Raw genomic sequence first — 19414 nt, forward strand, 5'->3', positions numbered from 1 at the left:
CGGCCATCAACGGACGGTGGCCGCCTCGATGAACTCGTTGGTGTCGGGTGAGGGCGGTGGGGTGGTGGCGCGTACCGGGACGATCAGGTTGGTGTATTCCTCGATCAACCGGTTCAGGGCCTCTGGCGGTTCGCTCGCCTGGAACTGCATGCGGATCTGCACTTCGTCCGGGTCGCGGTTTTCGCCCTGACGGCCTTGGCCACCAATGGTGACCTTGAAGCTCGCGGCCTTGCTCTCGCTCGCGGTCAGCAGTGCCTGCTGCGCCTCGGTGCCTTTGACCCTTACCGAAAGGTCGACCTGCATGCGCTCAAGGGCCAGGCCTTTAGGTGACACCAGCGCAAACAGGGGGACGCGCATGATGTGCTGCCCATCCATGGCCACCTCGACCATCTTGGCTTTCATGGGGGCGCCCAGCGCTTCTGTGTCGCACTCGAAAAACTGGTCGAACAGGTTGATGTACTGCTGAGCAATCAGGCTGTTGGTGGCACTGGCGGCTTCTTGCAGGCCGCGGGTAATTTCACGCAGGTCAATGGAGGTCATGGGGGCGGGGGGCTTTTGCAATGATTCGACTCCTCAGGCCAGGGTGTGCCCCTCCCGCTACCGGCAGGAGGGGCTATGGGTCAAGCGCTAGCGTTTTACGGGGTCGGTAGGTTTGCAGGCGCGGGCCGTTTCAAGGTGTCCGCCTGGGATATTTCGTCCGGGCTTTCCAGTTCGGCGGTTCGGACAATGGTTGGCTTGGTTGCGGCGTCAGTGAGGAACTCGATTACCCTCATCATCGCTTCGGGCGGTTCCTGACGCTTCAGGGTCGTGTTGAAGGCATAGCGGGCACGGGTATCTGTTTTGCGGGTTTGCGTGGATTTGTGGCTCACGCTGCCTTTCACGTTCAGCCTGAACGGCCCCCATCCCAGTGAGCCGGTGGCTTCTGCATTCATGTCCTTGCTGGAAACATCTTCCGACATCTGGTTGATAATTAGCTCGAACTCTACAGTGCCCTCTTCGATGGAAATGTTCGGGTGGGTAATGGCCGCCATCAGCGGCACTTTCATGGTCTTGCTGACCACGCCTTTGTATTCGCCCTGTTCGTCGACAATGGTTTCGTCGTAGTCGAACTGGATGGCCACTGCCTTGCCATCCTGGACGCATACCTGCATCAGGAAATCGGCGTACGATTTGCTGGCGGTTACCTGCGCCTGCACCATGGCCTGCAAGGGGCCGGCGATCATGCGGTCCATCGGCAGGGCATTGATCACGGAGCCTATAAGGCTGTTATCTAACGGCATATCGGGAAGCTCGCTCTATCTAGTGGGTTAAGGCAGCCGCGAATAGCAGCCAAGGTGGTCGGGCGTCAGCGCTCGCAAAGCTCCTGGCGCCGGATGTTGCCGATCTGCCGCAGGCTCAGGCCGTACTTGTTGGCCAGCAGGCTGCGGGACAAACCGTTGGCGCTTTCCTTCTGGATCTGCTGGTTGCGCAGCTGACGCAGAAAGTGGTCAGCCTTGGGGATCTCCAGGGCGACCCCGGCAAAGCGCTTGATCAGTGCGTCGAGCGCTTCGGCCGGCAGCACGTCAGCGAGCTTGGTGCGCTCGCGGTGCTTGGGGATGTACTTGGGCCTGCCGCCGTAGGCGCAGGTCAGCTGGTAGGCGTTTTCGATGCCGATACAGTCGATCAGGGCCTGCAGCGAGTGGGGCAGTTGGCTGATATCGATCTGGCTCAAATCTGGCATTTGCATATGGCGCTCCTTCGGGGTGGATGGGATGTGCGACCCGATCACCCACGGCGTTATGTCGAAGGTGTGAGCAAATTCTGTGCGACAGCCGAGGCGCGTCGCTAGGCGGCATATGGGTTGGGGGTTGTAGCTTCGGTGAACAGGATTTGCAGGCAGCGATATCTGGCGCTGTAGGAAATGGCGTGGACATCTGGCTGCGCCTCCTGGTTTCCTGTCGGGGCGCTCGCGATGATGTGCAGTGGGTACAGCACCCCTCAATCGCACGGGTAGCTGCTCAGCAAACTGGCGCTACCCAGATAGGCTTGAGGGGTGGCGCGCATGCTCGGCGGCAACGTGCGCCAATCGACCAGCAGGCACAGCGCGTGCAACGGCTGGCCGTTGCGCTGGCCGATGACCTGGTCGGCAAAGTGGCGGCGGTACAGTACCTGGGTCTGATTCAGTGGCTGTGCCTGGTCGGCCTGCGCCAGCGTTTGTCGGGCCAGGTCGGGCAAGCGGGCTGTGGGCCCGCTGAAATGTACCGGTGCGGCGTCGGTCTGCAGGTAGCCGGCCTGGCGTACGCGTTGCCACAGTTGTTGCCATTGGCTGGCACCGGCATGGGTGGCCAACTCGCGGCCCAGTTCGAGCAGGTGTTCGGTCGGCGTCTGCTGGGTGTCCAGTGCATGAAGGGAGAGCGGGGTCAGTAACAGCGATGCGAACAGCAGGGGTTTGTACATGGTGCCTCCGGCGTGGGTGCTAGGAAGCCCCATGCTTTCAGGCTGACGTCACCCCACCCAGCAGGAAATCCAGCGCCGGGGGCGGTGACCGTTGTATCATTGCCGCGGCTCGTTGCGAGCCATTTGCCCCTGATGTTGCAAGGAACATTCGATGACACACGTGCAGCGCCTCAAATATTCACTTCTGATCATCCTGGTGGTACTGGGCCTGATGCTGGGCCTGTCCCACCTGCAGAAGCAGGGCACGATCAGTGAGCAGACCTTCCAGATGCTGGCCATCGCCATTGCCGTGGTGGTCGTGGTGATCAACGGCATTCTGCGGCGCAAGGTCAAGCCCTGATCTGCGCGGGCCGGCCAGGTATGGCCGGCCATGCGCTCAGCGCGAGGGTGTTTGCTCCAGTACGGCGCGCGCCTGGGGGTTGAGCCTGTAGCACTTGTCGCTACCCAGTTGTATGACGCCTTCGGTGCACAGGCGCTTGAGCACTTCACGCACACTGAGGAACGACAGCGGGATATCCAGTTGTTCCAGTTGTGCGTGCACCCCGCGCACGCCAATACTGCGGCCATTGCGGTCGGCGGCGTGCAAGGCGTCAATAACCTTGAGGCGGATCAGGCTGGTGCGCAGGCCGAAGGTGCGCAACAGCTCGCGGATCTGTTCGTTGCCGATTCGTTCTTCAGCAAACACGTCCTGTCCCTTGGACGTTTTGCCTGGGACGCGCCCGGCCTGGACCGAGGTTTGCGGGTTGTACATGCGAATGCTCCTTTTCGTGGACGAACCCGAAATGTGGGTGGCTCACTTACTAGGACGAATGAGCACGCAAAAACTGCAACCCATTCGTGAAAAAAAATGCCTGTTTCTCATCAAGACGTTCCATCGCCTTGTAATACGTAAAATATTCATCTGGCCATTCGTCTGATCGGGATGACCCCCGAACCCGAGGAGTGCCCGTGTTTCCATTTTGCCGTCCCATGACCTGCGCCGGCCTGGCCGCTGCCCTGGTGGCCTTCAGCGTCGGTGTGCAGGCGCAGCCCGCGCCAGCCGACGCCAGTGCCCAGATCCGCTATACCCGTTACGGCGTACCGCATATCGTGGCCAAGGATGAGCGTGGCCTGGGCTATGGCGTCGGCTATGCCTACGCCCAGGACAACCTATGCCTGCTCGCCAATGAAGTGCTGACCGTGAGCGGTGAGCGCTCACGCTATTTCGGCGCCAAGGGCCAGACCCTGGAGCAGCGTGACAACCTGGCCAGCGACCTGTTCTTCACCTGGCTCAATAGCCCAGCGGCGGTCGATGCCTTCCTGCAGGCGCAACCCGCGTCGGTGCAGGCATTGCTGGCGGGATACGCCAGCGGCTACAACCGGGCGTTGGTCGAACGCCGTCGTCAAGGGCTGCCCGCCGAGTGTGGCGATGGTGAGTGGGTGCGGCCCATCAGCAGCCAGGATCTGGTCAAACTGACCCGCCGGTTACTGGCCGAGGGCGGTGTCGGGCAGTTCGTCGAGGCGTTGGCAGGGGCGCAACCGCCAACGCTGGCCCGTGCGCAATCGTCAGCGGGCTTTGCCAGCGCGTTGGCCCGGCAGGAGCGGTTCGCCGCGGAGCGCGGCAGCAATGCGGTGGCAGTAGGCGCGCAGCGTTCAGCCAATGGCCGCGGCCTGTTGCTGGCCAACCCGCACTTCCCGTGGATGGGCGGCATGCGCTTCTACCAGATGCAACTGACCATTCCCGGCCAGCTTGATGTGATGGGCGCGGCGCTACCGGGCCTGCCGGTGGTCAACATCGGTTTCAACCAGCACCTGGCGTGGACGCACACCGTCGACACCTCCAAGCACTTCACGCTCTACCGCCTGCAACTCGACCCCAAAGACCCGACCCGCTATGTGCTCGATGGCAAGTCGCTGCCTATGGCCCGGCAAACCATCCGTGTCGCGGTAAAAGGCACGGATGGCAGCCTGAGCCAGATTGAGCGGCAGGTTTACAGTTCGCAGTTCGGCCCGGTGGTGCAATGGCCAGGCCGCCTGGACTGGGATGCGCAGGCGGCCTACAGCGTGCGAGACGCCAACCTCGAGAACTCACGGGTGTTGCAGCAGTGGTACCAGATCAACCGAGCCGACAGCCTGGCGGCATTGAAGGGATCGGTCGAGCAGTTGCAAGGTATCCCTTGGGTCAACACGCTGGCCGTGGATCAGGGAGGGCGGGCCTTGTACCTGAACCAGTCGGTAGTGCCCTATGTCGACCAGCAACTGTTGGATACCTGCAGCAACCCGCAGGCGCAAGGGCGCCTGGTGGTGCTGGATGGCTCGCGTAGCGCATGCCAGTGGAAGGTTGACGCGCAGGCGGCGCAACCGGGCATCTTCCCGGCGCGGCTGCTGCCAAGCCTGGAGCGTGAAGACTTCGTACAGAACTCCAACGACCCGGCCTGGATGGCCAACCCGGCGCAGCCGCTGACCGGCTACTCGCCACTGGTCAGCCGCAATGACCAACCACTGGGCATGCGTGGCCGCTTTGCCTTGCAACGCCTGCAGGGCAAAGCCCGGTTAGGTGTAGATGAATTGCAGCGCATGGTCACCGATGAAGAGGTGTACCTGGCCAGCCTGGTGTTGCCAGACCTGCTGCAATGGTGCAAGGGCGCCAGCGCAGATGTGCAGGCCGTGTGCAGCAGCCTGGCCGCCTGGAACGGCAAGGCCGACCTCGACAGTGGTATGGGCCTGGTGCACTTCCAGAACCTGTTCAATGCGCTGGCCGAGCACCCTGAAAGCTGGCGAGTGGCATTCAACCCGGCCGATCCGCAGCACACCCCGCGCGGCCTGGCTGTCGAGCAGGCGGCGGTAAGCAGGCTGGTTCATCAGGCAGCACTGGCGTCGCTCAAGCAGGTCAGTGAAAGCGGCGTTGCCGGGGCGGCACGCTGGGGGCAGGTGCAACAGGCCCTTGATGGTACGCCGGTACCAGGCGGCCCGCAGGCGCTAGGGGTGTACAACGCGATCTACAGCGTGCCGCACGGGCAGGGCAAGCGGCTGGTGGTGAGTGGCACCAGCTACCTGCAACTGGTCAGCTTTACCGACAAGGGGCCAGAAGCCCGTGGCCTGCTTGCGTTTTCCCAGTCGAGTGAAAAGGCTTCGGCGCATGCCAGTGACCAGACCAAGGCCTTTGCGGCCAAGCAACTGGCGCTGATTCCGTTTACCGAGGCGCAGATCAAGGCAGATCCTGAGTACCGGGAAGTGGTGATCAGTGAGCGGGACAAGGGGGCGGTAGTCAGCCAGCCCTGAGGCGTCAGCCTGCGCCGGCCCATTCGCGGGTAAACCCGCTCCTACAGGGGCCTGCGGGCTTGCCCGCGAGGCCCTGTAATGTCAGGAAAACTCGAACGGCGCCAACTGAAAGCCCTGTTCGTCAACCTGCAAGGCCCAACCGCGGCGGTCCCAGTCGCCCAGCACTATACGCCGTGCCGGCTGGCCATCGACCACCAGCTTGTGAATCGCCGGCCGATGGGTATGGCCATGCACCAGGGTGCGCACGCCATGCGCCGCCATCACCTTGGGTACTTCTTCCGGCGTGACGTCGACGATTTCGGTGGACTTCATCCGCACTTGCGTGCGGCTTTCGCTGCGCAGCTTGCGTGCCAGCTTGTAGCGGGCCGACAGCGGCAGGTGGCGCAGGATCCACAAGCTCAGCGGATTGCGCAGCAGGCGGCGCATCTTGATGTAGCCCAGGTCGCGGGTGCACAGGGTGTCGCCATGCATCAGCAGCACCTGTTCACCACCCAGCTCGATCACGCTGGGGTCGTTCAACAGCGTGCAGCCCGCAGCTTTGCAAAAGGCCTGGCCAATCAGGAAGTCACGGTTGCCATGCATCAGGTAGATGGCCGTGCCACTGTCGCTCAGCCGGCGCATGGCCTGGCAGATCGACTGCTGGAAGGGCGTCATGGCATCGTCGCCAATCCACGCTTCGAAGAAGTCACCAAGGATGTACAGGGCCTTGGCATGGCGGGCGCGGCCATCGAGCAGATCAAGAAACGCCCGGGAAATATCCGGGCGTTCTTCTTGCAGGTGCAGATCAGAGATCAGCAGAATCACTCAATGATCTCGGCTTTCTCGATGATCACGTCGTCCTTCGGTACGTCCTGGTGGCCAGCTTTGGAACCGGTGGCCACTTTTTCGATGGCGTCGACCACTTCACGGCCTTCGATCACTTCACCGAATACGGCATAACCCCAGCCTTGCACGTTCTTGCCGCTGTGGTTGAGGAAGTCGTTGTCGGAGGCGTTGATGAAGAACTGCGCCGAGGCGGAGTGCGGCTCCATGGTACGGGCCATGGCAATGCTGTACTTCTTGTTCTTCAGGCCGTTGTCGGCTTCGTTCTGGATGCTGGCGCGGGTTTTCTTCTGGCTCATGCCGGCCTCGAAGCCGCCGCCCTGGATCATGAAGCCTTTGATCACACGGTGGAATACGGTGCCATTGTAGTGGCCGTCCTTGACGTACTGAACGAAGTTTTCGGTAGTCAGCGGCGCTTTCTCGGCGTCCAGTTGCAGGACGATGTCGCCGTGGTTGGTGCTCAGTTTGACTTTGGACATGCTGAAACTCGCTCTTTCAAGGCAATCAGAAATTAGGGTGCGCAGGGCGCGGGTTATCACCAGACGCAGGATCAGGCGATCGCGACACATGGCGCGCACTGGCCATTTTGCCAGGCTGCGGCAAAAAGCCGTGATAAATCACATCAGTTTGTCCGGGCGCGGCTGTCAGCAGCTTGACTGCTTCGGCTATGATAGGCCCTTTGATTCAATCGGCCTACCCAGGCTGGACACACGCATTCAAGGATCCTATGAGCAAGCCCACTGCCGACAACGCGCCCAACGCCGCTGCCAAAGGCGCCCCCGCTGTCCCTGCGAACTTCCTGCGGCCGATCATCCAGGCCGACCTGGACTCGGGCAAGCACAGCAGCATCGTCACCCGTTTCCCGCCGGAGCCCAATGGTTACCTGCACATCGGCCACGCCAAGTCGATCTGCGTCAACTTCGGCCTGGCCAAGGAATTCGGCGGCGTCTGCCACCTGCGTTTCGACGATACCAACCCGGCCAAGGAAGACCAGGAGTACATCGACGCCATCCAGAGCGATGTCAAATGGCTGGGCTTCGAGTGGGGCGGCGACGTGCGTTACGCCTCCGACTACTTCGACCAGCTGCACGACTGGGCGGTCGAGCTGATCAAGCGCGGCAAGGCCTACGTCTGCGACCTTACTCCCGAGCAAGCCAAGGAATACCGCGGCAACCTCAAGGAGCCGGGCAAGAACAGCCCGTTCCGCGAGCGCAGCGTGGAAGAAAACCTCGACCTGTTCGCCCGCATGAAGGCCGGCGAGTTCAAGGACGGCGAGCGTGTGCTGCGGGCCAAGATCGACATGGCCTCGCCAAACATGAACCTGCGCGACCCTATCCTGTACCGCATTCGCCATGCTCACCACCACCAGACCGGCGACAAGTGGTGCATCTACCCCAACTACGACTTCACCCACGGCCAGTCGGACGCCATCGAGGGCATTACCCACTCGATCTGCACCCTGGAGTTCGAAGGGCATCGTCCGCTGTACGACTGGTTCCTCGACAACCTGCCGGTGCCGGCACACCCGCGCCAGTACGAGTTCAGCCGCCTGAACCTGAACTACACCATTACCTCCAAGCGCAAGCTCAAGCAGCTTGTGGACGAGAAGCACGTCGACGCCTGGGACGACCCACGCATGTCGACCCTGTCCGGCTTCCGTCGCCGTGGCTACACGCCGGCTTCTATCCGCAACTTCTGCGAAATGATCGGCACCAACCGTTCCGACGGTGTGGTCGACATGTCGATGCTCGAGTTCAGCATCCGTGACGACCTGGACCGCACCGCGCCACGCGCGATGTGCGTGCTGCGCCCGCTGAAAGTGGTCATCACCAACTACCCGGAAGGCCAGGTCGAGCAGCTTGAGCTGCCACGTCACCCGAAGGAAGACATGGGCGTGCGTGTGCTGCCGTTCTCCCGCGAGCTGTACATCGACCGCGACGACTTCATGGAAGAACCGCCGAAGGGCTACAAGCGCCTGGAACCGGCCGGTGAAGTGCGCCTGCGCGGCAGCTACGTGATTCGTGCTGACGAAGCGATCAAGGACGCCGACGGCAACATCGTCGAACTGCGTTGCTCGTACGACCCCGACACCCTGGGCAAGAACCCTGAAGGCCGCAAGGTCAAGGGCGTGATCCACTGGGTGCCGGCCGAAGGCAGCGTCGAGTGCGAAGTGCGCCTGTACGACCGCCTGTTCCGCTCGCCGAACCCGGAAAAGACCGAGGAGGGCGGCAGCTTCCTGGACAACATCAACCCTGCTTCGCTGCAAGTGCTCAGCGGTTGCCGTGCCGAGCCGTCGCTGGCCCAGGCGCAGCCCGAGGACCGCTTCCAGTTCGAGCGCGAAGGCTACTTCTGCGCCGACCTGAAAGACAGCCAGCCGGGTCGCCCGGTGTTCAACCGCACTGTCACCCTGCGTGACTCCTGGGGCAGCTGAGGAACCGCCGTGCTTACCATCTACAACACCCTGAGCAAAGCGAAGGAAACCTTCAAGCCGCTGGATGGCAACAAGGTGCGCATGTACGTGTGCGGCATGACCGTGTACGACTACTGCCACCTTGGTCATGGCCGCAGCATGGTGGCGTTCGACCTGGTCACCCGCTGGCTGCGCAAGAGCGGCTACGAGTTGACCTATGTGCGCAACATCACCGACATCGATGACAAGATCATCAACCGGGCCAACGAGAACGGCGAAACCTTCGACGCCCTCACTGCCCGCATGATCGACGCGATGCACGAAGACGAGCGTCGCCTGAACATTCTGCCGCCGGATCAGGAGCCGCGTGCCACCGACCATATCGCCGGCATGCACGCGATGATCCAGACGTTGATCGACAAAGGGTACGCCTACGCGCCAGGCAATGGCGACGTGTACTACCGGGTTGGCAAGTTCGTCGGCTACGGCAAGCTGTCGCGCAAGAAGATCGAAGACCTGCGTATCGGTGCACGCATCGAGGTCGACGAAGCCAAGCAGGACCCGCTCGACTTCGTCCTGTGGAAGGGCGTCAAGCCGGGCGAGCCAAGCTGGGAATCGCCATGGGGCCCGGGTCGTCCGGGCTGGCACATCGAGTGCTCGGTCATGTCCACCTGCTGCCTGGGCGAGAGCTTCGACATTCACGGTGGCGGCAGCGACCTGGAGTTCCCGCACCACGAGAACGAGATTGCCCAGAGCGAGGCGGCCACTGGCAAGCAGTACGCCAACGCCTGGATGCATTGCGGCATGATCCGTATCAACGGCGAGAAGATGTCCAAGTCGTTGAACAACTTCTTCACCATCCGCGACGTGCTCGAGAAGTACCACCCGGAGGTGGTGCGCTACCTGCTGGTGGCCAGCCACTACCGCAGCGCGATCAACTACTCGGAAGACAGCCTGCGTGACGCCAAGGGCGCGCTGGAGCGCTTCTACCACGCCCTGCGCGGCCTGCCACGGGTGGCGGCCAAGGGTGGCGAAGCGTTTGTCGAGCGCTTCAGCGTGGCGATGAACGACGACTTCGGCACCCCCGAAGCCTGTGCGGTCCTGTTCGACCTGGTGCGCGAGATCAACCGCCTGCGCGACAGCGACGTGGAGGCCGCTGCTGGCCTGGCCGGTCGACTGCGCGAGCTGGGTGATGTACTGGGTGTGCTGCAACTGGAGGCCGATGACTTCCTGCGTGCTGGTGCCGAAGGCAAGGTCGATGCGGCTGAAGTCGAAGGCTTGATCCAGGCGCGCCTGAAGGCGCGTGCGGACAAGAACTGGGCTGAGTCTGACCGCATTCGCGATCAGCTGACCGCCATGGGTGTAGTGCTGGAGGACAGCAAGGGCACGACTACCTGGCGTCTGGCTGACTGAAGTAACTGGGGCTGCACCGCAGCCCCAGCTTTTATTTGCTTAGACCCGCAAGCGGGCAGTGCAATACCAGCCTGGCCCCACCCAACTCGCTTCCCCCAATCTCCAGCCCGAAACCATGCAGGTCGACGATCGCCGCCACGATCGACAACCCCAGCCCGAAGCCGGCATGGCGGTGGCCTTCATCGCTGCGATAGAACCGTTTAAGTACAGCCGTTCGCTCTGCTTCGGGAATACCAGGCCCGCTATCCTCGATCGCCATGTGTACGCCGCTGTCATCCTGCGTGGCGGTGATGCGCACCCGACCACCCTCGGGCGTGAACTTGATCGCGTTACCCACCAGATTCGCCAAGGCCTCGAACAGCAGTTCGCGGTCGCCGTGCAACGCCGGTAGCTGCGCAGGTTGGTGCAATTGCAGTTGAATGCCGCCATCCTCGGCCAATGGCAGGTAAAAATCATGCAGTTCTACCAGCAGCTCATGCGGGTCAAGCTGGATGAAGCCGGCGCGGCGCTGGCGGTCTTCCAGCTCGCTGATGCGCAACAACCCGCGAAAGCGCGCCATCAAGGTGTCGGTTTCGCCAATGGCCTGGTCCAGCGCTTCGGCTTGCGCAGAATCCACGTCGCTTTGCTGGCGAATACGGTACAGCTGGGCGCGCAGGCGGGTCAGCGGTGTGCGCAGGTCATGGGCAATGTTGTCGCACACGCCCTTGACCTCATGCATCAGCCGTTCGATACGGTCGAGCATGGCATTGACGATCGCCGCAAGCATGTCCAGCTCGTCGCGGCGGGCCGACAGTGGCAGGCGGTGGGTCAGGTCGCCGGCGACGATCAGTTCGGCCTGGGCCTGGATCGCCCGTATACGCTTGAGCGGCCTGCGCCGTAGCAGGTACCAACCGGCAAAACCCGGGATCAGGGTCAGCGAAATGCCCCAGAGCAGGGCGTGCAGGATGATCCGGGTAACCACGAACAGCGAGCCATTGTCACGCACCAGCACCAGCCACCGGCCATCCTGTACCTTGATTGCCACCGCGTCGCAGCTGTCGCGGGGCATGCGTGGGTCGTCGGCATCCAGGCAGCGTTCCAGCTCATGGATCTTGCCATCCAGTCTGAGCTCTGGGGGCAGGGCTCGCACGGTGCCGCCAATCGGGTTGAGCTGGCTATCGAACAGGCCGTAGGCGTCAAAGCTGCGCTCCTCGAAGGCCTGGCTGGCGATCAGGGCGTCGTCCAGTTGCTTGCCGCTCATGTGGGCGAACAGGTGCTGGCGCTGCAGCATGGAATGACGGGTGAGTTTGTTCAGGTAGCTGGAGACCTCGAAGTACAGCACCCCCATGAGGATGCTGCTCCAGGCCACGAACAGAAAGCTGTACAGCGCCAGCAGGCGGCTGGTAGAAGAACTCCAGCCTTTAGACGGGTTCAGCAATGGCATAGCCGGAGCCCCGTACCGTACGGATCAGCGGCGACTGGCCGGGTGAGTCGATCTTCTTGCGCAGGCGGCCGATGTGCACGTCGATCAGGTTGGTGCCCGGATCGAAGTGATAGCCCCAGACTTCCTCGAAAATCATCATCCGCGTGATCACCTGGCCGCTGTGGCGCATCAGGTACTCCAGCAGCTTGTACTCGGTGGGCAACAGGTTGAGGGTGTTGTCACCGCGGCGCGCCTCGTGGCTGATCAGGTCCAGCTGCAGATCGGCAACCTGCAAGCGGGTCTGGGTCGTGGGTACGCTGTTACGGCGCAGCAATACCTCGACTCGCGCGGCCATTTCGTCGGAGGCGAACGGCTTGGTCAGGTAGTCGTCTCCGCCGGCACGCAGGCCGCGCACCCGCTCATCGACGTCGGAGAGGGCGCTGATCATCAGGATCGGCGTAGCGATCTTGAGGTTGCGCAGGGTGGTGACGATGGTCAGGCCGTCGACCTCGGGCAGCATGCGGTCCAGGGTGATCAGGTCGTAGCCGCCCGCAATGGCTTTGGCCAGGCCTTCACGGCCATTGTCGGCCCAATCCACTTCCAGACCGTGGCTGGTCAGTTCGGCGACGATTTCCTGGCCGGTGACGGCGTCGTCTTCGATGGTCAGTACGCGAGGCATGCTGGTTCCTGGGCATCTAATGGAGATCTGATTGTGCCAAAGAATAGACAACCGGCGATTTAAGAAAAATTCATCTAGCGGGCACCGATGCCTTCGGCGTGCATGATCTGCGCAATGATCGGTACCGGTGTCATCAGGTGCGAGCGCATCATGGCGCTGGCAGTTTTGGCATCCCGGGCGAGGATCACCTCGACCAGTGCCGCATGCTCCTGGCGCTTGAGCGCCAGCGCCTCTTCGGAAAACACCGTCTGCGTCAGCCACAGGTGGCGGTAGCGCTCGGCCTGGTCGAACAGGTAGGTGCGTGCCTGCAGCAGGTGCTTGGAGCCGCAGCCCGAGGCAATGGCAGTATGGAACGCCTTGTGCCGCTCGTCCCACACATCCAGCCGCTGCTCGCGGGTTTTTACTTCCACCACCTTGGCCAATGTATGCGAGTGGGCCAGCACCGATGCCTCCCAGGCGTCATCGCCGCGCTCGATGGCCAAGGCAATGATCATCGCTTCCAGGTTGGCGCGGGCGTCGTAGATGTCGTTCATCTCATCCAGCGACATGGGCGCTACCCGGTAGCCTTTCTGGCTGATCGCGTTGACCAGGTGCTCGGCCACCAGTTGCGACAGTGCTTCGCGCAGCGGGCCCACACCCAGGTCGTAGCGTTCCTTGAGGGTGCTCATCAACAGCTTTTCACCGGGCTTGAACACCCCGCGGATGATGTCCTTCTTGAGCCTCTCATACCCGCTGAATGCTGAGTTTTGTCGGGGGGCGAGCGCTTCCAAGATCCTGTTCCTCAAAACGTTTTGCCGATCATACCGAAACCCTCTGCTGACGAAAAACAATGGACAAACGCCGACAGTGTCGTTGAAACATAAAAATGTAGACATTTTCAGTTAGTGGCGATATTTTTACCTCGCCCGCACTGATCCAGGTCATGACCGGACGGCGCCATCTACTTTTTTAGCCAGGACACTGCCATGAACGCCTTTACGCAGATCGACGAACTTGTCATGCCACTGCCTCTCGAACCGCAGGGCTACACCATCGCCCCCTCGAAACAGTCGCCGCGCCTGCTGGAACTGACCTTTGCCCGGGAAACCGTCGAAGCGTTCGTGCAGGCCGTTGCCCAATGGCCGGTGCAGGCATTGGAGTACAAGTCGTTCCTGCGTTTTCGTGTAGGCGAAATCCTTGACGAGCTGTGCCAGGGCACGCTGCGTCCGATGCTGCTCAACACCATCCTCGACCGTGCCACAGGCGGTATGCTGATTACTCCGATCGGCCTGGATGACGTGAGCCAGGCCGAGGACATGGTCAAGTTCACCACTGCCTGCGCTCACCTGATCGGCCGTTCCAACTATGACGCCATGAGTGGCCAGTTCTATGCGCGCTTCGTGGTGGTCAACAGCGACAACTCCGACAGCTACCTGCGCCAGCCGCACCGGGTCATGGAGCTGCACAACGACGGCACGTTCGTGAACCAGATCACCGACTACGTGCTGATGCTGAAGATCGACGAAAAGAACATGGAAGGCGGCAACTCGCTGCTGCTGCACCTGGACGACTGGGAGCAGTGCGAGGCGTTCTTCCGTCACCCTCTGGCCCGCCGCGAAATGCGCTGGACCGCACCGCCGAGCAAAAAGGTTGCCGAAGATGTGTTCCATTCGGTATTCGACACCGATGCCGAAGGCCGGCCGACCATGCGCTACATTGACCAGTTCGTGCAGCCGGAAAACTACGAGGAAGGTATCTGGCTGAACGCCTTGTCCGAGTCGCTGGAAGGCAGCGGCAAGAAGGTCTCGGTACCGGTAGGCGTAGGCAGTTTCCTGCTGATCAACAACCTGTTCTGGCTGCATGGCCGCGATCGCTTCACCCCGCACGAGGGCCTGCGCCGCGAACTGATGCGCCAGCGTGGTTACGTCGCCTTCCCCAAGCCGCTGTACCAGCGCGGGCAATAATGACAGGGCGCGGGGCGGGCGCCCGCCCACGCGTTTTTGCACAAAACTATGCCACCAGGCCCCGTGCGGGCTATGGTGAGCCTGCCAGGCAATGCCTGCGTGTGAGGTAAGGCTGTGTACGATTTCATCATCATTGGCGGCGGGATTGTGGGCATGTCCACGGCCATGCACTTGATCAAGGTCTACCCGGACGCGAAGATGCTCCTGCTGGAGAAAGAGTCTGGCCCGGCTCGCCATCAGACCGGTCATAACAGCGGCGTGATCCACGCCGGCGTGTATTACACCCCCGGCAGCCTCAAGGCGCGCTTCTGCCTGGAAGGCAACAAGGCGACCAAAGCCTTCTGCACCCAGCACGGCATTCGCTTCGATGAGTGCGGCAAGCTGCTGGTAGCCACCAACGGTCTGGAAATGCAGCGCATGAAGGCGCTGTGGGAGCGGACGGCGGCCAATGGCCTGGAACGCTACTGGCTGTCGGCCGACGAGTTGCGCGAGCGTGAGCCCAACATCGTCGGTATGGGGGGCATCTTCGTGCCGTCCAGCGGTATCGTCAATTACGCCCAGGTGACGGCTGCGATGGCCGCAGAGTTCCAGCGTGCCGGTGGTGAAATCCGCTATGGCGCAGAAGTGGTCGGCCTGCAGGAACAGGCAAATGAAGTGATCGTGCGCACCCAGCGTGATGAACTGCGCAGCCGTTTCCTGGTGACCTGCTCGGGGCTGATGGCTGACCGCGTGGTGGGCATGCTCGGGCTGCGTACCGAGTTCGTGATCTGCCCGTTCCGTGGCGAATACTACCTGCTGCCCAAGCAGCACAATCAGATCGTCAACCACCTGATCTACCCGATTCCCGACCCGTCGATGCCCTTCCTGGGGGTGCACCTGACCCGCATGATCGATGGCACCGTCACCGTAGGCCCCAACGCTGTGCTGGCGATGAAGCGCGAGGGCTACCGCAAGACCGATGTCAGCCCCAGCGACCTGTTCCAGACCCTGACCACGCCCGGCATCCTCAAGGTGCTGGCGAAGAACTTCCGCCCGGGCCTGATCGAGATGAAGAACTCGCTGTTCAAGGGTGGGTACCTCAAGCAGGTGCAGAAGTACTGCCCGAGCATTACCAAAGCCGACCTCACGCCTTACCCGGCCGGCGTGCGTGCCCAGGCGGTGTCGCGCGACGGCAAGCTGATCGACGATTTCCTGTTCGTCAACACCGCGCGCAGTGTCAACGTGTGCAACGCACCGTCGCCAGCCGCGACCTCGGCCATACCGATCGGCGCCTACATCGTCGAGAAAGTGTGCGAGCAGGTTGGCCTGCAGGGCGGCAGCTTCCCCAAGGCCGACCGGTCGGCCAACCAGAGGGCCGCCAGCTGACCCCCCGGTAACACCTTCTGCGGTTTCGTTTTACTCAACCCGTACTGCCCTGCTCACCATTCAGGGCAGGGCGGGCTTTTTCGCGCCTGCGTCGGTGACGTGCAGCCGGCGGCCCCTGCGTGGGCATGACAAAAACAACAAGGTAGCGCCATGCAAACCCACAAGAACAATTTGAGTCATGGATTGAAATCACGGCATGTCACCATGCTGTCCATTGCCGGCGTGATCGGCGCCGGGCTGTTTGTCGGCTCTGGCCGCGCCATCGCCGAAGCGGGGCCTGCCACCATCCTGGCCTATATCCTGGCGGGCGGCCTGGTGGTGCTGGTGATGCGCATGCTGGCCGAAATGGCGGTTGCCTCCCCGGACACCGGCTCGTTCTCAACCTACGCTGACCTCGCCATCGGCAAATGGGCCGGTTACACCATCGGTTGGCTGTACTGGTGGTTCTGGGTGCTGATCATTCCGATCGAGGCCAATATCGCCGCTACCATCATCAACTCCTGGGTCCCGCAGATGGAGATCTGGGTGTTGTCGTTGGTGATCACGTTGCTGCTGACGGCCACCAACCTGTTCAGCGTGAAGAATTACGGTGAGTTCGAGTTTTGGCTGGCACTGGTCAAGGTGGTGGCCATCGTCAGCTTCATCGCCCTGGGTGTTTGCGCCATTTTCGGCCTGTTGCCGGGGGCCGGCGTCAGCGGCGTCTCGCGCCTGTGGGATACGGGGGGCTTCATGCCCAACGGCTTTGGTGCGGTGCTGAGCGCGATGCTGATCACCATGTTCTCGTTCCTCGGGGCCGAGGTGGTGACCATTGCTGCGGCTGAGTCCGACGAGGCGGGCAAGCATATTTCCAAGGCCACCAATTCGGTGATCTGGCGGATAACGCTGTTCTACATCCTGTCGATCTTCATCGTCATCGCATTGGTACCGTGGACCGACCCACGCCTGGCGACCGAAGGCTCTTATGTCACGGTGCTGGACACCCTCGGCGTGCCAAATGCCAAGGCCATCATCGACTTCGTGGTGCTGACGTCGGTGACCAGCTGCCTCAACTCGTCGCTGTACACCGCCTCGCGCATGGTCTATTCGCTTAGCCGCCGGGGTGATGCCCCGGCCTGTGCCCAGATAACCAGCCGCAGTGGTACACCCGTGGTGGCAGTCTTGTTGTCGACGGGGGCTGCATTCCTGGCGGTGATCGCCAACTATCTGGTGCCGGCCAAGGTGTTTGGCTTCCTCATGGCAAGCTCCGGCGCCATTGCCTTGCTGGTGTATCTGGTCATCGCCATTTCCCAGCTGCGCCTGCGCCAGCGCCTGACGGCACAGGGCAAGACACTGGGTTATCGCATGTGGCTGTTCCCGTGGCTGACCTGGGGCGTGATCCTGTTCATCAGCGGCGTACTGGTATTGATGCTGTTCCGCCCGGATCATCGCCTGGAAGTGGTCTCGACGATGGTGCTGGCGGTGTTGGTGGTGTGCTCGGGGGTGCTGGTGACCCGGCGCCGGGCGCGCGGCGGGGCCGTGGCTGGCGTAGGGCAGGGCGCCTGATTCGTCCGGCCTGAAGACAGACGAGCAAGTCGCATCAGGCTGTGAGAGGATGTCCGCCAACAAAGCCAGGACCCTGAACGCAGCCTGATGAAGACACCTAAAAGAATCGAACCGTTGATCGAAGACGGCCTTGTCGACGAAGTACTACGGCCGTTGATGAGTGGCAAGGAAGCCGCTGTGTACGTGGTGCGCTGTGGCAGCGAGGTACGCTGCGCCAAGGTCTATAAAGAAGCCAACAAGCGCAGTTTCCGCCAGGCCGCCGAATACCAGGAGGGCCGCAAGGTACGCAACAGCCGTCAGGCCCGAGCCATGGCCAAGGGCAGCAAGTACGGCCGCAAAGAAGCCGAAGATGCCTGGCAGAACGCCGAAGTGGCAGCGCTGTTCCGTTTGGCCGCCGCAGGTGTGAGGGTGCCCAAGCCTTACGACTTCCAGGACGGCGTGCTCCTGATGGAGCTGGTCACCGATGCCGATGGCGATGCGGCCCCGCGGCTGAACGACGTACACCTCGAAGCGGAGGATGCCCGCGCGTTCCACGCCTTCGTCATTCGCCAGGTCGTGCTGATGCTGTGCGCCGGAATGGTGCATGGCGACCTGTCCGAGTTCAACGTGCTGCTCGGCCCGGACGGGCCGGTGATCATCGACCTGCCGCAGGCAGTGGATGCAGCCGCCAACAACCATGCCTTCAGCATGCTGCAGCGCGATGTGGACAACATGGCCCACTATTTCGGGCGCTTTGCCCCGGAGCTGAAAAGCACCCGCTATGCGCAGGAGATGTGGGCGTTGTACGAGGCCGGCGAGTTGTTGCCCGACAGCCCGTTGACCGGGGTGTTCGAGGATGACGAACATGAAGCTGATGTAACCGGGGTGATGCGTGAGATCGACGCCGCCCGGATGGACGACGCTCGTCGCCGTGCAGCACGCGCCGAGGCCGAGCATGGGCCGGCCAAGGCAGAGGAGGTAACGCCGCCCTGGCTGCAGTAGTTTATTCCTGTACCGCCTCTTCGCGGGGTTACCCGCGAAGAGGCCAACACAGGCAAACCACGGCCGTTGCCATTGACGCAAGACACATTCTCGTCATTTAGCCTTTTCACTGGCGCGCGACAGGCATAAGGTATACGCCGTTCAAATTCCCTGGAGCTGTCATGTCCAACCAATTCCCCTCCGTTCGTCCCCGCCGTCTGCGGCAGAACGAGTCCTTGCGCACGATCTTCCAGGAAACCGAGTTCCGCCTTGAAGACCTGATCCTGCCGATCTTCGTCGAAGAGGGCATCGATGATTTCGTGCCGATCACCAGTATGCCCGGTGTCAACCGTATCCCCGAGAAGCTGCTGGCCCAGGAAATCGAGCGCTATGCCCGCGCCGGTATCAAGTCGGTGATGACCTTTGGCGTATCGCACCACCTGGATGCCGATGGCAGCGACACCTGGAACGAAAACGGCCTGGTTGCGCGCATGTCGCGTATCTGCAAGGACACCGTGCCGGAAATGGTGGTGATGTCCGACACCTGCTTCTGCGAATACACCAGCCACGGCCACTGCGGCGTGCTGCATGACCATGGCGTGGACAACGACGCCACCCTGGCCAACCTCGGCAAGCAGGCAGTCATTGCCGCTGCTGCCGGTGCCGACTTCATTGCCCCCTCGGCGGCGATGGACGGCCAGGTGCAGGCTATCCGCAGTGCCTTGGACGGTGCCGGCTTCCACGACACCGCGATCATGGCCTACTCGACCAAGTTCGCCTCGTCGTTGTATGGCCCGTTCCGTGAGGCCGGCGGCACCGCACTGAAGGGCGACCGCAAAAGCTACCAGATGAACCCGATGAACCGCCGCGAAGCGGTGCGTGAGTCGCTGCTCGACGAGCAGGAAGGGGCGGACGTGCTGATGGTCAAGCCGGCCGGTGCGTACCTTGATGTGATCGCCGACATCCGCGCCGCTTCGCGCCTGCCACTGGCGGCGTACCAGGTGAGTGGCGAGTATGCGATGATCAAGTTCGGTGGCCTGGCCGGTGCCATCGACGAAGGCCGGGTGGTGCGCGAAAGCATTGGCGCAATCAAGCGTGCTGGTGCAGACCTGATCCTGACCTACTTCGCCATGGACCTGGCGCGCGAAGGTATCTGAAGCCAGGCCTTGGTCATGAAAGCC

Annotated in this window: 19 protein-coding genes; 9 read left to right on the top strand and 10 right to left on the bottom strand. The window is 62.2% G+C overall.

Translation table 11 applies throughout. The features are described 5' to 3' along the window. Positions 1-6: 6 nt before the first annotated feature. The 4 genes from ACF8O8_RS24720 to ACF8O8_RS24735 all read right to left on the bottom strand — a co-directional run bounded on the left by ACF8O8_RS24720 (position 7) and on the right by ACF8O8_RS24735 (position 2436). A complete protein-coding gene (locus ACF8O8_RS24720; RefSeq protein ID WP_010953797.1) occupies positions 7-561 on the bottom strand; it encodes a DUF2589 domain-containing protein in 555 nt (184 codons plus the stop codon). A 74-nt stretch (positions 562-635) separates the two neighbouring features. After that, positions 636-1280, bottom strand: coding sequence for a DUF2589 domain-containing protein (locus ACF8O8_RS24725; RefSeq protein ID WP_392510637.1), 645 nt, complete (start codon positions 1278-1280; stop codon positions 636-638). A 65-nt stretch (positions 1281-1345) separates the two neighbouring features. Next, a complete protein-coding gene (locus ACF8O8_RS24730) occupies positions 1346-1726 on the bottom strand; it encodes a Mor transcription activator family protein (protein ID WP_010953799.1) in 381 nt (126 codons plus the stop codon). A gap of 251 nt (positions 1727-1977) precedes the next feature. Continuing rightward, positions 1978-2436 carry a hypothetical protein gene (locus ACF8O8_RS24735; protein WP_049586159.1) on the bottom strand — a complete coding sequence of 153 codons (459 nt, stop codon included), beginning with the start codon at positions 2434-2436 and terminating at the stop codon, positions 1978-1980. 151 nt (positions 2437-2587) lie between these two features. Here ACF8O8_RS24735 and ACF8O8_RS24740 point away from each other — a divergent pair, with 151 nt between their 5' ends. Then, on the top strand, positions 2588-2776 hold the full coding sequence (locus tag ACF8O8_RS24740; protein WP_003248064.1) for a hypothetical protein: 189 nt from the start codon (positions 2588-2590) through the stop codon (positions 2774-2776). Positions 2777-2812: 36 nt separating this feature from the next. Here the strand turns inward: ACF8O8_RS24740 and ACF8O8_RS24745 are convergent, their stop codons facing one another. After that, positions 2813-3187, bottom strand: a complete 375-nt coding sequence (locus tag ACF8O8_RS24745) for a hypothetical protein (RefSeq protein WP_010953802.1) — start codon at positions 3185-3187, stop codon at positions 2813-2815. A gap of 197 nt (positions 3188-3384) precedes the next feature. On the opposite strand from ACF8O8_RS24745, the gene ACF8O8_RS24750 reads away from it, so the two are divergent. Next, complete coding sequence (locus tag ACF8O8_RS24750) at positions 3385-5697, top strand: acylase (protein ID WP_049586158.1); 2313 nt, start codon at positions 3385-3387, stop codon at positions 5695-5697. 81 nt (positions 5698-5778) lie between these two features. Here the strand turns inward: ACF8O8_RS24750 and ACF8O8_RS24755 are convergent, their stop codons facing one another. Together ACF8O8_RS24755 and ACF8O8_RS24760 are read right to left on the bottom strand one after the other, a co-directional pair. Then, positions 5779-6501, bottom strand: coding sequence for a UDP-2,3-diacylglucosamine diphosphatase (locus ACF8O8_RS24755; protein WP_392510638.1), 723 nt, complete (start codon positions 6499-6501; stop codon positions 5779-5781). Next, entirely contained in the window at positions 6498-6998 is a 501-nt protein-coding gene (locus tag ACF8O8_RS24760) for a peptidylprolyl isomerase (protein ID WP_010953805.1), read from the bottom strand. The genes ACF8O8_RS24755 and ACF8O8_RS24760 overlap by 4 nt, the downstream gene beginning before the upstream one ends. A gap of 248 nt (positions 6999-7246) precedes the next feature. On the opposite strand from ACF8O8_RS24760, the gene ACF8O8_RS24765 reads away from it, so the two are divergent. Then, the gene (locus ACF8O8_RS24765; RefSeq protein WP_010953806.1) at positions 7247-8950 is read left to right on the top strand and encodes a glutamine--tRNA ligase/YqeY domain fusion protein; all 1704 of its coding nucleotides are present in this window, start codon (positions 7247-7249) and stop codon (positions 8948-8950) included. Positions 8951-8959: 9 nt separating this feature from the next. Further along, positions 8960-10342 (top strand): cysteine--tRNA ligase, encoded by a 1383-nt coding sequence (gene cysS / locus ACF8O8_RS24770; RefSeq protein WP_392510639.1) that lies wholly within the window; start codon positions 8960-8962, stop codon positions 10340-10342. A gap of 31 nt (positions 10343-10373) precedes the next feature. Here cysS and ACF8O8_RS24775 read toward each other — a convergent pair whose 3' ends face one another. The 3 genes from ACF8O8_RS24775 to csiR all read right to left on the bottom strand — a co-directional run bounded on the left by ACF8O8_RS24775 (position 10374) and on the right by csiR (position 13193). Further along, positions 10374-11765 (bottom strand): HAMP domain-containing sensor histidine kinase, encoded by a 1392-nt coding sequence (locus tag ACF8O8_RS24775; RefSeq protein WP_010953808.1) that lies wholly within the window; start codon positions 11763-11765, stop codon positions 10374-10376. Next, entirely contained in the window at positions 11743-12423 is a 681-nt protein-coding gene (locus ACF8O8_RS24780; RefSeq protein ID WP_010953809.1) for a response regulator transcription factor, read from the bottom strand. Before ACF8O8_RS24780 ends, ACF8O8_RS24775 begins: the two co-directional genes overlap by 23 nt. Positions 12424-12497: 74 nt before the next feature. Further along, positions 12498-13193: a DNA-binding transcriptional regulator CsiR gene (csiR, locus tag ACF8O8_RS24785; protein WP_010953810.1), complete on the bottom strand. Its 696-nt coding sequence runs from the start codon at positions 13191-13193 to the stop codon at positions 12498-12500. A gap of 195 nt (positions 13194-13388) precedes the next feature. Here csiR and glaH point away from each other — a divergent pair, with 195 nt between their 5' ends. The 5 genes from glaH (at position 13389) to hemB (ending at position 19390) form a co-directional block, all read left to right on the top strand. Continuing rightward, a complete protein-coding gene (glaH, locus tag ACF8O8_RS24790) occupies positions 13389-14366 on the top strand; it encodes a glutarate dioxygenase GlaH (protein WP_392510640.1) in 978 nt (325 codons plus the stop codon). Between the two features lie 114 nt (positions 14367-14480). Beyond that, on the top strand, positions 14481-15731 hold the full coding sequence (gene lhgO / locus ACF8O8_RS24795; RefSeq protein ID WP_392510641.1) for an L-2-hydroxyglutarate oxidase: 1251 nt from the start codon (positions 14481-14483) through the stop codon (positions 15729-15731). 150 nt (positions 15732-15881) lie between these two features. After that, entirely contained in the window at positions 15882-17273 is a 1392-nt protein-coding gene (gene gabP / locus ACF8O8_RS24800; protein ID WP_135198952.1) for a GABA permease, read from the top strand. An 87-nt stretch (positions 17274-17360) separates the two neighbouring features. Then, complete coding sequence (locus ACF8O8_RS24805; RefSeq protein WP_019437052.1) at positions 17361-18254, top strand: PA4780 family RIO1-like protein kinase; 894 nt, start codon at positions 17361-17363, stop codon at positions 18252-18254. A 161-nt stretch (positions 18255-18415) separates the two neighbouring features. Continuing rightward, positions 18416-19390: a porphobilinogen synthase gene (hemB, locus tag ACF8O8_RS24810; RefSeq protein ID WP_010953815.1), complete on the top strand. Its 975-nt coding sequence runs from the start codon at positions 18416-18418 to the stop codon at positions 19388-19390. The last annotated feature ends 24 nt before the right edge of the window (positions 19391-19414 follow it).

This window comes from Pseudomonas sp. TYF_14 (assembly GCF_043105275.1).
In the GTDB taxonomy this organism is placed as follows: Bacteria; Pseudomonadota; Gammaproteobacteria; order Pseudomonadales; family Pseudomonadaceae; genus Aquipseudomonas; species Aquipseudomonas alloputida.

Coding starts and splice junctions, on each gene's coding strand:
- ACF8O8_RS24725 (WP_392510637.1), bottom strand. CDS start 1,280: ATGCCGTTAGATAACAGCCTTATAGGCTCCGTGATCAATGCCCTGCCG.
- ACF8O8_RS24730 (WP_010953799.1), bottom strand. CDS start 1,726: ATGCAAATGCCAGATTTGAGCCAGATCGATATCAGCCAACTGCCCCAC.
- ACF8O8_RS24735 (WP_049586159.1), bottom strand. CDS start 2,436: ATGTACAAACCCCTGCTGTTCGCATCGCTGTTACTGACCCCGCTCTCC.
- ACF8O8_RS24740 (WP_003248064.1), top strand. CDS start 2,588: ATGACACACGTGCAGCGCCTCAAATATTCACTTCTGATCATCCTGGTG.
- ACF8O8_RS24745 (WP_010953802.1), bottom strand. CDS start 3,187: ATGTACAACCCGCAAACCTCGGTCCAGGCCGGGCGCGTCCCAGGCAAA.
- ACF8O8_RS24760 (WP_010953805.1), bottom strand. CDS start 6,998: ATGTCCAAAGTCAAACTGAGCACCAACCACGGCGACATCGTCCTGCAA.
- ACF8O8_RS24765 (WP_010953806.1), top strand. CDS start 7,247: ATGAGCAAGCCCACTGCCGACAACGCGCCCAACGCCGCTGCCAAAGGC.
- ACF8O8_RS24775 (WP_010953808.1), bottom strand. CDS start 11,765: ATGCCATTGCTGAACCCGTCTAAAGGCTGGAGTTCTTCTACCAGCCGC.
- ACF8O8_RS24780 (WP_010953809.1), bottom strand. CDS start 12,423: ATGCCTCGCGTACTGACCATCGAAGACGACGCCGTCACCGGCCAGGAA.
- glaH (WP_392510640.1), top strand. CDS start 13,389: ATGAACGCCTTTACGCAGATCGACGAACTTGTCATGCCACTGCCTCTC.
- gabP (WP_135198952.1), top strand. CDS start 15,882: ATGCAAACCCACAAGAACAATTTGAGTCATGGATTGAAATCACGGCAT.
- ACF8O8_RS24805 (WP_019437052.1), top strand. CDS start 17,361: ATGAAGACACCTAAAAGAATCGAACCGTTGATCGAAGACGGCCTTGTC.
- hemB (WP_010953815.1), top strand. CDS start 18,416: ATGTCCAACCAATTCCCCTCCGTTCGTCCCCGCCGTCTGCGGCAGAAC.